The 13,398-nt window shown below is 67.6% G+C and carries 13 protein-coding genes and 1 other RNA gene; 10 read left to right on the top strand and 4 right to left on the bottom strand.

Features of this window, described 5'->3' with window-relative positions; translation table 11 throughout:
• Positions 1-101: 101 nt before the first annotated feature.
• Positions 102-1,406, bottom strand: a complete 1,305-nt coding sequence (gene manA / locus I6U14_RS02815) for a mannose-6-phosphate isomerase, class I (protein ID WP_296896721.1) — start codon at positions 1,404-1,406, stop codon at positions 102-104.
• A gap of 3 nt (positions 1,407-1,409) precedes the next feature.
• Positions 1,410-2,189, bottom strand: a complete 780-nt coding sequence (locus tag I6U14_RS02810; protein ID WP_296896719.1) for a protein-L-isoaspartate(D-aspartate) O-methyltransferase — start codon at positions 2,187-2,189, stop codon at positions 1,410-1,412.
• Positions 2,190-2,455: 266 nt separating this feature from the next.
• Here I6U14_RS02810 and I6U14_RS02805 point away from each other — a divergent pair, with 266 nt between their 5' ends.
• The gene (locus I6U14_RS02805) at positions 2,456-3,799 is read left to right on the top strand and encodes a thioredoxin family protein (RefSeq protein ID WP_296896717.1); all 1,344 of its coding nucleotides are present in this window, start codon (positions 2,456-2,458) and stop codon (positions 3,797-3,799) included.
• Between the two features lie 49 nt (positions 3,800-3,848).
• Positions 3,849-4,589, top strand: coding sequence for an SDR family oxidoreductase (locus tag I6U14_RS02800; protein WP_296896715.1), 741 nt, complete (start codon positions 3,849-3,851; stop codon positions 4,587-4,589).
• A gap of 41 nt (positions 4,590-4,630) precedes the next feature.
• On the opposite strand, the gene I6U14_RS02795 is transcribed toward I6U14_RS02800, so the two are convergent.
• Both I6U14_RS02795 and I6U14_RS02790 read right to left on the bottom strand, forming a co-directional pair.
• Complete coding sequence (locus I6U14_RS02795; RefSeq protein ID WP_296896714.1) at positions 4,631-4,930, bottom strand: hypothetical protein; 300 nt, start codon at positions 4,928-4,930, stop codon at positions 4,631-4,633.
• A gap of 234 nt (positions 4,931-5,164) precedes the next feature.
• Complete coding sequence (locus I6U14_RS02790; protein WP_296896712.1) at positions 5,165-6,484, bottom strand: hypothetical protein; 1,320 nt, start codon at positions 6,482-6,484, stop codon at positions 5,165-5,167.
• 227 nt (positions 6,485-6,711) lie between these two features.
• On the opposite strand from I6U14_RS02790, the gene ffs reads away from it, so the two are divergent.
• The 8 genes from ffs to minE all read left to right on the top strand — a co-directional run bounded on the left by ffs (position 6,712) and on the right by minE (position 12,661).
• An RNA gene (ffs, locus tag I6U14_RS02785) (signal recognition particle sRNA small type) lies at positions 6,712-6,802 on the top strand.
• Positions 6,803-7,087: 285 nt separating this feature from the next.
• Entirely contained in the window at positions 7,088-8,890 is a 1,803-nt protein-coding gene (gene dnaX / locus I6U14_RS02780) for a DNA polymerase III subunit gamma/tau (protein WP_296896710.1), read from the top strand.
• 147 nt (positions 8,891-9,037) lie between these two features.
• On the top strand, positions 9,038-9,361 hold the full coding sequence (locus I6U14_RS02775; protein WP_296896708.1) for a YbaB/EbfC family nucleoid-associated protein: 324 nt from the start codon (positions 9,038-9,040) through the stop codon (positions 9,359-9,361).
• A 96-nt stretch (positions 9,362-9,457) separates the two neighbouring features.
• A complete protein-coding gene (gene recR / locus I6U14_RS02770; RefSeq protein WP_296896707.1) occupies positions 9,458-10,054 on the top strand; it encodes a recombination mediator RecR in 597 nt (198 codons plus the stop codon).
• Positions 10,055-10,137: 83 nt separating this feature from the next.
• Positions 10,138-10,485, top strand: coding sequence for a histidine triad nucleotide-binding protein (locus I6U14_RS02765; protein WP_296896705.1), 348 nt, complete (start codon positions 10,138-10,140; stop codon positions 10,483-10,485).
• A 195-nt stretch (positions 10,486-10,680) separates the two neighbouring features.
• Positions 10,681-11,466, top strand: a complete 786-nt coding sequence (gene minC, locus I6U14_RS02760) for a septum site-determining protein MinC (RefSeq protein WP_296896703.1) — start codon at positions 10,681-10,683, stop codon at positions 11,464-11,466.
• Positions 11,467-11,581: 115 nt separating this feature from the next.
• Positions 11,582-12,391, top strand: coding sequence for a septum site-determining protein MinD (minD, locus tag I6U14_RS02755; protein WP_296896701.1), 810 nt, complete (start codon positions 11,582-11,584; stop codon positions 12,389-12,391).
• Positions 12,392-12,394: 3 nt separating this feature from the next.
• Positions 12,395-12,661, top strand: coding sequence for a cell division topological specificity factor MinE (gene minE, locus I6U14_RS02750; RefSeq protein ID WP_296896700.1), 267 nt, complete (start codon positions 12,395-12,397; stop codon positions 12,659-12,661).
• The last annotated feature ends 737 nt before the right edge of the window (positions 12,662-13,398 follow it).

Raw genomic sequence — 13,398 nt, 5'->3', positions numbered from 1 at the left:
GCGCAAGCGGTTCCAGCCGCAGCAGCGGTCCGCGGCGCAGCGGTCCGCGGCGCAGTGCCCCGCGGCGCAGTGCCCCGCGGGTGATGGACGAACTGTTCTGATCACAGCGCCGTCGGCACAGTGGCGATGGCCACATCGGCGCCGGCGGTGGAGGCGAAGCGCAATGCCCCAACGGCCGCAGGCGACAGGAAGGATTCCCCCTGACGTGCCACGAGGCGCGCATCGCCCCCGGTGATTACTGTATCTCCGTCCAGCACCAGACCGAGTGCAACGGCGGCGGGTGTGAAGTCAGCGCGACTGCCTGCTTCCAAACGCAGCCGATACAGCGCGAACTCCGCCGCTGGCGGCGCGTAGACCTGCCAACGGCGGTCGCCCTGAAGCGTCGCAGGCCTCAGTATCTCCGGCGCGTGTGGGTCTAGGTGCAGCACGCTGAGAAGCGCGTCCACGTCAATATGCTTGTCCGTGAGGCCGCCGCGCAGCACGTTGTTGGAGTTGGCCATCAGCTCGAGGCCGGCCCCCGCCAGATAACTGTGCAGCTCTCCCGCTGGAAGGAAAATGGCGTCCCCCGGGCGTAGATGCAGCAGGTTCAGCAACAAGACCGACAGCAGCCCGCGGTCGTAGTGTCCGTCTTGTGTGAACTGGCCGTGGGCGCGGAGGAGCCAGTGGCAGCGCGCCTGCCCTGGGTCGTTCGGGTCTTGCGCGCGGCGTCGGCTCAACGCCACCACGGGCGCGAGCAGGTCGTCCACCGCCGGTTGTGGGAGCCGCATGAAGTCGGCATAGAGGCGGCGCAGGGCATCCTGGCTGCCGTCGAAATCGCGAGCCAGATCTCCGAGCGACGGGTAGCGAGCCAGCTCATGCGCGATCTCATCCAGCGGCCGAAAGCCCCGCAGCGCATGGAAGTCCGTGAGGGCCACCAGGAGCTCCGGCTTGTGATTGCGGTCGCGATAGCTGCGCTTTGGGTTGCCGAGCGGGCGGCCGAGGCGGTGCTCGCGGGCGAAGCCGCGCTCGGCGTCGGCGCGGTTGGGATGTGCCTGAATCGACAGCGGCGTCGCCGCGGCCAGCACCTTGAACAGGAAAGGCAGCGCGGTTCCGAAACGGCGCACCGCTGCGTCACCAAGGATATGTGCCGGCGCAGCGGCTATCAGCTGATCCAGCGGCACGCGCAGTGCGCCCAAGCAAGCCGCCGCGGGCAGGTCCGGATGGGCACCGATCCAGAGCTCCGCCTGGGGCTGGTCAGAGGGGCCCGGCGCACCGAGCAGATTGGGGATGAAGCGACGGTCGCCCCAGGCGTAGCGCTGAATGCCGCAGCAGAGGGCCACCAGCTGGGGCCTGCGTGCGTAGGCGGCGACGGTGTCGGCGATGAGGCGCTGCTCCGCGGCCGTGCCGCCGCCCTTCGCCCCGTCCACGGCTCAACGGGCGTGCTCGCCGGTAATGGGGACGAAGCGCACGGGCAGCAGGGCTTCTTCATCCAGGGTGCCGTCAGCCTGCTTGGTCAGGACCGTGAGCTGCTGTATCCCGCCGATCTCGCCCAGCGGCATGACCAACCGCCCGTTCACCTTGAGCTGCTCGATGAGCGGCTGCGGGATCTCGGGGTGGGCTGCTGTGACGACGATGGCATCGAAAGGGGCTGCGTCCGGCCAGCCGAGGTAGCCGTCGCCGGCGCGGACATGGACGTTGTCGTAGCCCAGGCGGGCCAGGGTGTCGGCGGCGCGCTGGGCGAGCTCCGGCACAATCTCCACGCTGTAGACTTCTACGCCCATGGCACCCAAGACCGCAGCCTGATAGCCGGAGCCGGTGCCGAGCTCGTAGACCCGCTCGCCGGCGTTTACGCCGGCCAGATGGCTCATCACGGCGACGATGTAGGGCTGGGAGATGGTCTGCCCATTGCCGATGGGCAGTGGAGTGTCTCGATAGGCCTGGGCGCGCAGCGCGGGCGGGACGAACGCCTCACGCGGCACGCTGCGCAAGGCCGCGATGACGTCGGCATCCAGGCGGCCTGTGCCGAGGTAGTCTGCGCTGCTCGCAACGTCCCGCTCGATGGCGTCGACCAAGCGTTGGCGGGCGGCGGCGAAGTGCTCCGCGTCCGGTGGCGAGGTGCCGACGGCGGCCGTCGGCCCGCCGAGCCCAAGCAGCAGCAGGGCCGACGTCAGCAGGCGCAGGAGACGGTGGCGTCGATGCGGGGCTTGCATGGTGGCAGCCGTCGGCCGGCAGGTATCCGAGCGGATTCTGTTAGCAAAGCGCATTGCAGATGGCGCCCGCGCAGGGCACGCTGTTGATGTTAGCACCGCCCGCGGCGGGAGAGGGGGGTATGTTCGCAGTACACATTCGCAAACTGAGCGACCGTGAGACCGCTCTTGGGCCGGCTCGCCGTCAAGCATCGCCGGCCGTCCAGCAACAGGCTCAAATCGACGCTGGCTGTTCGACGCGGGCACGGCGTCGGCGGCAGTGGCCGTCCATGCTGCCCTCACTGGCCGTCCTACTGCTGTTGCTCGCCGCCGGTCAAGGCGCCCAAGCGGCGGACGCAGAAGACATCGACTGGGTCACCGGCAGCGGTACCGACGCCAGGGTGCATCTGTATTTTTTCTGGTCCAAGTCCTGTCCGCACTGCCGGGAGGCACTGCCGCACGTCGAGCGCCTGGACCAGGACCTGCCGTGGTTGGATCTGCATGCCTACGAGCTCACCCAGAGCCGTGCCAACGTATCCCGCTATGTGGACATGGCGGGCCAGCTCGGCCGGGATGCCCGTTCGGTGCCGGCGTTCTTCATCTGCGAGCGGATGCTCTCCGGTTGGGACGGCCCCCAAGGCATGGGCACGCAGATCCGGCGGCTCGCCGAGCTCTGTCGGCCGGCTGCGGCGGATGCCGGTGCGCAGCCCCAGAGCGCATCGATATCCCCTGCTGCTGAGACAGGTGCAGCCGCCCGGGCGCCCCGTGGCGCCGGTGGCGGCTTCATCTCGGAGGCGGCGGCGGGGCCGTTGACGGTGCCGATACTTGGCAGTGTCGACGCCGAAGGGCTGTCTTTGCCGGTGTTCACCTTGGTCCTCGCCGGGCTCGACGCCTTCAATCCCTGTGCCTTCTTCGTGCTGTTGTTCCTACTGAGCTTGATCGTGCACGCCCGGAGTCGCGCGCGGATGTTGCTGGTGGGCGGCACCTTTGTCTTTTTCTCGGCGCTTGTCTACTTCCTGTTCATGGCCGCGTGGCTCAACCTGTTCCTGGTGGTGGGCGGCGCGCCCGTGGTCACGGTCATCGCGGGGTTGGTGGCCGTGCTCATCGGAGCCCTCAACGTCAAAGATTTCTTCTGGTTTCAATCCGGTCCGACCCTATCGATTCCGGATGCCGCCAAGCCGGGGCTTTACCATCGCGTGCGTGGGCTGCTGAACGCGGAGAATCTGGGAACCATGCTGTTCGGCACCGTGGCGCTGGCGCTCGCGGCCAACAGCTATGAGCTGCTCTGCACTGCGGGTTTCCCCATGGTCTACACCCGCGTGCTGACGCTCCAGGAGCTCTCGGGCTGGACCTATTACGGTTACCTGGCGCTCTACAATCTGATCTATGTGCTGCCGCTCGCAGCCATTGTCGTGGTGTTCACCTTCACATTGGGTGCGCGCAAGCTGAGCGAGCGCGAGGGACGGGTACTGAAGCTTCTCTCCGGTGTCATGATGCTCGGCCTTGGCCTCACGATGCTGCTGCACCCCGACGCCCTAGGCAACCCGACCGTGGGGCTCGCTCTGCTGGTGGCAGCAGTACTGGTGACGACCCTGGCGCTCTGGCTGACCCGCCGGGTGCCCGTCAACGTCTAATGACCGCGCCCGGGGCACACAGATGACGCCGAACACGGCGGAGGTGACGATGGATCTGACGAGCAAGGTGGCCGTGATCACGGGCGCGAGCCGTGGACTCGGGGCCGGACTGGCCGAGCGCTTCCTGGAGCGCGGCCTCTGCGTCGCCGTGTGTGCTCGGCAGGCACCGGCATTACCCGGCGACCCTGCGCGCATGCTGAGCCGGGCCGCCGACGTGACCGATGCCGACGCCATGGAGCGACTCTGTGCGGCCGCGGCGGAGCGTTTCGGCCGGGTGGACCTCTGGATCAACAACGCGGGGCTGCTGGCGCCCATCGGTCCGCTGCGCGAGGTTGACCCCGCCGAGCTCGCGCTGCACATCGAGGTCAATGTGACGGGTGTCTTCTACGGCAGCCGAGCCTTTATCCGCCATGTCCGCGCGCGCGGCGGCGCCGGCGTGCTGCTCAACATCAGCTCTGGTGCCGCGCGCAACGCCTATGCAGGCTGGTCCGCCTATTGTGCCGGCAAGGCCGCCGTCGACCGCATGAGCGAGGCGATTGCGCTCGAGGAAGGCGACCATGGCTTGCGCGTCCATGCCGTCGCGCCCGGCATTATCGACACCGATATGCAAGGCATGATTCGCCGCTGCACCCCGGAGCAGTTCCCCCGGGTGCAGAAGTTCCTGGACCTCAAGGCCAACGACGCCTTCAGCTCCCCCGCCTTCGTCGCCGATCGAATGCTCGAGCTCGCCTTCGGGCCGGATGCGGCCGGGACCCCCGTGATTACGACGTTGCCGCTGGAGCACGCCTAGCGCGCGGTCAAGCGCGCCAGGGGGTGGCGCCGGCTTTGCTTTCAGGACTTGAATAGGTCCTCTGCGGCCTGCCGCAGGGCATCGGCGTCCGGTGCCGCGCTGCCGGCTTCCGCCGGGAAGCTCGCCTCGAAATAGCCGCAGAAGTTGGCGCGCTCCTTCTCCGTTACCGGGTCGGCGACGGGCTCGGCGCACGCGTTGGGCCGAGCGGGTGCATACCAGCGGCAGTTGCGGCAGCAATGGGTGGACTTCCGGCATCCGGGGCAGGTGCCCTCGCGGGCATAATCGAGGTCGGTGAGCTCCGCGCCGCAATGCCAGCAGCGGCCAAGTACGGGGTAGTGCATACAGCCGTCCTCCGAGTGAGCCTGACGATGGCCGAAGCATAACCGACCGCGCCTGCCGACTGCGCCAGTGTGTCAGGACCTCGATACGGGTGCAGCATACTCATTGCTCGGACGATTCCGCCCAAGTTCAGTATGCCGTCACCGCACCTCGCACCTCGCACCTCGTTACATCGCGCCGGGCTCCCCGTAAGCGGCTCCGCATCTGCGACGCCGGCGTGATTCAGTGGCGTGGCATCATCCCTCGCTCGCGCGCAGCTGCTCGGTGAGCTTGGAGAGCTCGCGCTGCATTTCCAGATTCTCAAACGGGCGCAGCGCCGGCACCTGCCGACGGAGCAGGCCGTCCAACAGTTGTTGGCTGGACTGTACCAGGTCCACCAGCTCGCCGGAGACGCGCACCGTCTCGTAGGTGTTCCACGCCGTGGCGATGTCCTCCTGCAGCGCGGCGCGGGCGGCGGCCACCTGCTGGCCCTGGTCCTTGAGATAGCGCCGATAGACCTCGGCCGCTTCCCGGGTGAGGCGTTGGGCGTCGAGGTTGGCGTCGAGGAGCGCGGCCTTCTCCGGGTGCTTGCGCTTGAGCGCCTGGGTCTCTGCGGACAGCGCCTCGGCCCGGTCGGCGATGTCGTTGATCTGCGGAATGTACTGCTGGTCGATGGCCTGCTCCACGTCCAGGTGCATCTGGTTCAGGGCGCGCAGCAGCACCAGATACATGCCGTAGTAGCGGCGAGCACTGGTGAGGTCCTCGCCGCTCTCGCGCATCAGTGTCTCCAGCTGGGCGGTGATGGCCTTGACGTTGTCGAAGACGATGCCGAGATCGACGATGTTGTCGCCGACGACCGTGGAGAGGAGGAAGGTCAGCTGCTCGTCCGATAGGTCGAGGCCCATGGCACGCAGCTCGGCGGCGAACTGCTGCTTGATGGTGTCGAGCTCTGCCTCGGCGCGGGCGATCTCCTCCTCACGCTCGTCGATGAGGCGGTCGTAGTCGCCGACGGTGCGCTCCACCAAAGACTTCTGGGGTGCCGCCACCCGCGCCTTGCGGAAGTCGTCGATGTCTGCGCGTGCTTGCTCGATGCTTTGCTCGAGGGCTTTGATGCGCTCCCGGTACTGCTGGACCGGGGAGTTGGAGAGGATACCCACGGCTGCATCCAGCAGTGCGTCGATGTCCGCCTGCACATCGGCTTGATCGCGGCGGAGCCAGGCCTTCTCTGGTAGGTCTCGCTGCGCCTCCTGCAGGGCGACGGTCTCTTCCAGCTTGGGCACCACGTTGGTCCAGACCTCGCCGAAGGCGTCCCGCTGCTCTGGAGTCAGGGATTCGCGCGCGTTATCCCAGGCCTCGCGGGAGCGCTGCCACCAGTCGCCGGCGGTGTCGCGGGAGCGCTCCCACCACGTGCCGGCTTGCTCGGAAGAGCGTTGCCAGAGCTCCAGGGCCTTGTCGGACAGGCCGCCGGCGGCAGCGGCAGCGTCGCCGATGGCGTCGGCATTGCTGCTCTCGTCCTGTGCCAGCAACGTGGTGGGAAGCGGCGTCAGTGTGAGCAGGATCAGCAAGGGTCGGAGCATGAGGTCTATGGGCTGGCGGTTTCGGGGTCGTCGCCCGCAAGGCGGTTCCGGAATTCTACTGGATTGCCCGGGTGCGGCCCCGCCGGATGCCGATGGGGCTGGGTTGAAGGTGGCGAGCCGGAGCCGAGAGCCCGCGCGGCGGCCGCGCAGCTTGTGAAGGCCGCAGCGCTCTGCTACGGTGCCAGATTGCGTGCGGTGCACCGCACGCGCAGAGCAATGGTGGGCACCGCCGGTCCCCCCGCAACGCGAAGCCGTGAACCCGGTCAGGCCCGGAAGGGAGCAGCCGCAGCGGTGGCAGTGTGTGCCGGGGTGTGGCTGGCGGGGCCCGCCGCCCTTTGCTGACCTAGCGGGGGCTGACCGCAGCGGCTGCCGCCGCGCACCCACCCTGGGCACGGACGCGGGTCGTGCGGTGCCGCTCAGCCTCAGAGGTTGTGAAAAATCCGCCGGCCGTCGCGAGGGCGCGTCCGGAGGCGGCCGCAGTAGGGCGGTGGGTTTCTTCATAACCTCTCAGCCTAAGGCCCGCCCGCCTGTGAGGGTACCGCCGCTGGGTTACACTGCGGTCATGTCGCCAAAGCGGACCAGCCCCGCACACCCGTTCCATCCATGACTTATCAGGTGCTTGCCCGTAAATGGCGCCCGCGCGCCTTTGCCGACTTGGTGGGGCAGGGGCACGTGGTGCAGGCGCTGTCCAACGGCTTGGACCGTGGCCAGCTGCATCATGCCTATCTCTTCACCGGCACTCGCGGTGTCGGCAAGACCACATTGGCGCGAATCCTCGCCAAGACCCTCAACTGCGAGCAGGGCGTCGGACCTACACCCTGTGGTACATGCGCTGCATGCCAGGAGATCGACGGCGGGCGCTTCGTGGATCTCATCGAGGTGGACGCCGCCTCCCGCACCAAAGTGGAGCAGACCCGGGAGCTGCTGGACAACATCCCCTTCGCGCCGGTGCGCGGGCGCTACAAGGTGTACCTCATCGACGAGGTGCACATGTTCTCCACCAGCAGCTTCAATGCGCTGCTGAAGACGCTGGAGGAGCCCCCCGAGCACGTCAAGTTCGTGCTCGCCACCACGGATCCGCAGAAGCTGCCGCCGACGGTGCTCTCGCGCTGTTTGCAGTTCCACTTGAAGCGCCTGTTGCCCGAGCAGATCCAGGGGCGCTTCCGGGAGGTGCTGGCCGCGGAGGGCATCGACTTCGATGAGCCGTCCCTGGGGCTCCTGGCGCGCGCCGCGGACGGGAGCATGCGCGATGGCCTCAGCCTGCTGGATCAGGCCATTGCCTTCGGCGGGGGTCGGCTGGTGGCGGACGACGTACGCCGCATGCTCGGCACACACACCGGCGATCTGGTGCCGGCACTGGTGGACGCCCTGGGTGCCGGCGACGGCAAGCGGATGTTGGCGGAGGTGGATCGGCTCGCCGAGCTGACGCCGGACTTCGCCGCCGTGCTGGCGGATGCCATCACCCTGCTGCACCGCCTCGCCTTGGCGCAACAGGTGCCGGCGACGGTTGCCGACGATGACCCGGAAGCCGAAGTCCTGCGCCGCCTCGCCGGCCAGATATCGCCCGAGGACATCCAGCTCTTCTACCAGGTGCTGTTGACCGGGCAGCGCGACCTGCCCCTGGCGCCGGACCCACGCACCGGATTCGAAATGGTACTGCTGCGGGCGCTGGCTTTCCGACCGACCAGCCCGATTGGCGGTCTCGGTGAGCGGTCCGGGCCTGCTGCAGCCCCCGCGAGCGGAGCCCAGCCTCGACACAATCATGCTCGGCAGCAGGGCGGCGCCGGCGGCGGTGCAGCTGGCGGCGGCCGCGCCGAGGCCGCATCGGCGCGGGCCGAGGAATCCGTGCAGCCCCAGCCTGCGGAGACGGGCGCAAGCGTGCCGAGCATGCCGAGCACACGGGCGGGCGCCGCGAACCCCGCAGCTGCGGCTGCCATGCAGCCGGTCGGGTCTGCCGCCGTCAGCGGTCCCCTCTCCGGCGCGGCGGACTGGCACCGGCTGGTGGCAACACTGCCGCTCGAGGGTCTCGCCCGTCAGCTTGCGGCACACTGTGCCTTCACGGCCTGGGACGGCAAGACACTGCGGCTGGAGCTGGCGCCCTCGCTCGCCAACCTGCGCGTGGCCGGGGCCGAGCAGCGCCTGGGTGCGGCACTGGCGGCAGTGCTGGGGTGTGAGGTGGCCCTGCGCATCGAAGTGACCCAGACGGAGGGCGACGCCACTGCGGCAACGGAGCCCTCCGGCGCTGTGCAGCAGCTCGCGGATACGCCCGCCGGCCGCGACGCCCGCAATGCCGCGGACCGTGTCGCCGCCGCTGTGGCCACCATGGAAGCGGACCCTATCGCCGGTGAGCTGAAGCGCCGCTTCGACGCCGATTGGGTACCGGAAAGCATTCGCCCCAGGGACTGAATCTGGGAGAACAGATTTGTTGGCCGTCCTGGCCAAAAATCGGTATGGAACGGGATAACGCGTTTTCCCGGTTCCTTCATTGTCGACGGACAACCGGGCATCGGCGGCGCCGCTGCCCTCCACGAAGAACGACCGAGAGGTGGCGTAATGAAAGGCGCATTGGGCGACATGTTGAAGCAGGCACAGAAGATGCAGACCGAGCTCAAGGAAGCGCAGGAGCGGCTCGGCAAAGAAGAGGTGACCGGTGAGGCCGGCGGCGGCATGGTGCGGGTGACCATGACCTGCCGGCACGAGGTGAAGCGGGTGGAGATCGACCCATCGCTCATGGGCGACGACAAAGAGATGCTGGAAGACCTGATCGCTGCGGCCGCCAATGACGCCGTGCGTCGCGTCGGCGAGCGCACCAAAGAGCAGATGGCCGACATCACGAGTGGCCTGCCGCTGCCCCCAGGCATGAAGCTGCCCTTCTGAAGTCGCAGGCCTTATTCGGCGGCCCGTACCCGATCCCAGGCGCGACCTGTGCCGAGCGAGGTCTGCTGACCCAGTCGCCCAGAGCGGTATCCGACGATGTCCGATTCGAGCCTGCTTGAGCAACTCGTGGATGCCCTCCGCTGCCTGCCGGGCGTCGGTCCCAAGTCCGCGCAGCGCATGGTCTTCCACCTACTGGAGCACGACCGCGACGCCGGCCGTCACCTGGCACTGGTGCTGGGCGAGGCCATGGCGCGTATCGGCCATTGCCGCGAGTGCCGCACCCTGACGGAGCGGGAGATCTGCACCCTATGCACGAGCCCGGCCCGGGACCCGTCGCTGCTCTGCGTCGTCGAGCAGCCATCGGACATCGCCGCCATCGAGCAGGCCACCGACTACCGAGGGCGCTACTTCGTGCTGGGTGGTCGGCTGTCGCCGCTCGACGGCATCGGCCCCGAGGAGCTCGGTCTGGAGCTGCTCGGCGAGCGCCTGCACGGCGGCTCGGTGCAGGAGGCCATCCTCGCCATCAGCCCCACCGTCGAAGGCAGCGCCACCGCGCATTACATCAACGACCTCGCCGCCGGCAGCGGCGTGCGTATCACCCGCATCGCCCACGGCGTACCCCTGGGCGGCGAGCTCGAGTTCGTCGACGGCGGTACCCTCGCGCACGCCTTTGCCGGGCGAACGGGGGTGTGAGCTGCGGCGCGTCGAGCGCGGGCTTGCGCCGGCCTGCTTCCGCGCCCAAGATGGCCCACACCGTAAGGAGGAGCCCTTTCGCCATGTCCGACGACACCATTTTCGGCAAGATCGCCCGCGGCGAGATCCCTGCGGACGTCGTCTACGAGGACGAGCATGTCGTCGCCTTCCGCGACCTGAATCCACAGGCACCGACCCATGTGCTGCTGATTCCGCGCAAGCCCATCGCCACGCTGAACGACGCCGGTGCCGAGGATGCCGAGCTCATCGGCCGGCTCTTCCTGGCCGCCGCCAAGGTGGCGACACAGGAGGGCTTCGCCGAGGACGGCTACCGCACCGTCATCAACTGCAACGCCGACGGCGGCCAGACCGTCTACCATCTGCACGTGCACCTGCTGGGCGGACGCCCGCTGCAATGGCCTCCGGGCTGATAGAGGCGTGAGCGGCCGGCGCCCGGGCTACCGGCTGCCGGGCGCAGGTGTAACACCGACATACTGCCGAGCGGTTGTTGATCCGCACCCGCGGCGGCTTCCAGGTTTTCGCGTCGCGGGTTAGCATGCCGCGATTCGAGCCGGGCGCGTGCCTGGCGCCCGTCACGGAATCACAAGGAGCAGAATCCCTCGCCGATGGCCGTGCAAACCTCGTCCGACACCGCCACCCATACATCAGCGTCACCCGCGTTCGAGCTCAAGGCGTCCAGCTTCACGCTGCCGGTGATCCGGCTCCTGGCATTGGACATGGATGCCGTTGAAGCGCAGCTGGCGCCCAAGGTGGAGCAGGCGCCCGGCTTCTTTCGCAACACGCCGGTGGTCATCGAGCTCGGCGCCCTGTCGCAAGAGGCGGGAACCGTCGCCTTCCCGCAGCTGGTCGGCTTGCTGCGTGGACTCGGTATGATCCCCGTCGGTGTGCGTGGCGGCAGCGCGCCGCAGAACGAGGCCGCTCGCGCCATGGAGCTTGCTATCCTCGGGGACAGCACCCGTGCCGGGCGGGCTGCTGCAGAGGCATCGGTACCTGACACGCGTCAGGGCAGACGCGATGCGGACAGCTCCGCCGAGCACGGTACGGAAACACATGCCGAGCTTTCCGGCTCGTTGCTCGTCGATCGCCCGGTACGCTCTGGGCAGCGCCTCTACGCAGCGGGAGGCGACCTGACGGTTGTCGGGCCCGTCAGCTCCGGCGCCGAGCTGATGGCAGACGGCAACATACATGTGTACGGCCCGCTCCGTGGTCGGGTTATCGCTGGGCTGCAGGGGGATCTCCGCTCGCGTATCTTCTGCCGGGATCTTCAGGCTGAGCTTGTATCCGTCGCCGGCCACTACCGGGTCAGCGAGAACATACCGACGGATTTGAAGGGGCGCAGCGTACAGGTATTCCTGGATCACCAGGTGCTGCGCATCGAGCCCATCGCCTGACACTATGCTTGCCGGGGTGCGCACCGGGCTGCACGAATCAGGCGCCCGCCGAATGGCTGGACCGGCGGGTGCGGATGCCCTTTACGAATCGAACTAGAGCTTGGGAGACACGTCTTTGGCCAGAATCATCGTCATCACCTCGGGGAAAGGCGGGGTCGGCAAGACCACCACGGCCGCCGCCATGGCCATGGGCCTGGCGCAGCGGGGACACCGAACCGTGGTCATCGACTTCGACGTGGGCCTGCGCAACCTGGACCTCATCATGGGCTGCGAGCGCCGGGTCGTGTACGATTTCGTCAATGTCATCAACGGTGAGGCCAACCTGAACCAGGCCCTGATCCGCGACAAGCGCTGTGACAGCCTCTATGTGCTGCCTGCCTCCCAGACGCGTGACAAGGATGCTCTGACCCAGGAGGGCGTCGGCAAGGTGCTGGAAGACCTCGGCAAGGGCCACGACTACATCGTTTGCGACTCACCGGCGGGCATCGAGCACGGCGCCACGATGGCCATGTATTTCGCTGACGACGCCGTGGTGGTCACCAACCCAGAGGTCTCTTCGGTGCGAGATTCCGACCGCATGCTCGGTATCCTGGCCAGCAAATCACGGCGGGCGGAAGAGGGCGGCGAGCCCATCAAAGAGCATCTGCTGCTTACGCGCTACTCGCCGGCGCGGGTGGAACGCGGTGAGATGCTGAGTGTCGATGATGTGCAGGAAATCCTCTCGCTGAACCTGCTCGGCGTCATTCCGGAATCGCAGGCCGTGTTGAACGCCTCCAACGCCGGGATCCCAGTGGTATTGGATAACGAATCCACCGCCGGCATGGCCTACAACGACATGGTGTCCCGCTACCTCGGCGAGGATCTGCCGATGCGGTTCCTCGAGGAGGAGCGAAAGGGCATCTTCAGCCGCATCTTCGGGGGGTGAGCCGTGGGTCTACTCGACGTTTTCCGGTCCAATCGCAACAAGGGCTCTGCGTCCGTCGCCAAGGAGCGGCTGCAGATCCTCGTGGCGCATGACCGCGCCTTCCGCAACCGCCCCTCGTACCTGCCCAAGCTCCAGCAGGAGATCCTGGAGGTCATCCGCAAATATGTCGAGGTGGACCTGGACGCCGTCTCAGTGAACTACGAGCAGGACGACGAGCAGGAATTTCTGGAGCTCAACATCGTGCTGCCGGATGCCGCCGGGCGCGGCTAGTTCGTCGCCACGTGAAAGCGGTACACGAGCCCGGATCGTTGTCGTTGTCCTGATCGTCATCCCGCTGCGTCGGGCCAGTCGTCTGCGCAAGCAACAGCGACCCTGGATGAGAGACTGGCGGGACTTCGGCGACCGATGGCAGCCGGCGCGGCCCCGGCATGCCGACACAGCCGCACTGCTGCGCCCAGCCCTTCCCGCGCCCCGTCGCGGCGGACGCTTTCCCCCTCATGCCGCCGATCCGCGGTGACTGGTTTTTCCGCGACTCTGCGGTCCTCTCCTCCCACCGCTCTCGCGAGCCAGATCGCCGCCGACTGGTCTGGTGCTTTCCCCGGTACCCTACCTGGTCGTCCACTTCGAAGTGGACGCTCATCCCCGGCAGGAATCCACCCGATAGCGGGCACTCGCCGCGCGTTCGCTGGGAGGCAGCAGACGGCCAGGAAGAGACATTCGCCGAGCTGACCATGGCAGGCGAATGTAAAATTTTCGGACACCGCTGGAGCTGGGTCGGCCAAGGACAGGAACCGGCCATAAGCAGTCATAGGCGTGCGTTCGCGCAACCGCCTCACCGCTTCCGGCTGACCGGTGAAGTGCGTGGCGGCTGCACGACCGGGCGGCGCCTGCGGATGTCCAGATGCTTAACCCATGTTTGACATGCTGTCGCCGATTAGCTTTGTAACTGTCTCTTATACCACTCTGACGCTGCCGACGAAGCGGAAAGTGGAAAACCCGTGGGGACG

The organism is Thiohalocapsa sp. (genome assembly GCF_019695415.1).
Lineage (GTDB): Bacteria > Pseudomonadota > Gammaproteobacteria > Chromatiales > Chromatiaceae > Thiohalocapsa.
This window is presented reverse-complemented; position numbering and strand designations above follow the sequence as displayed.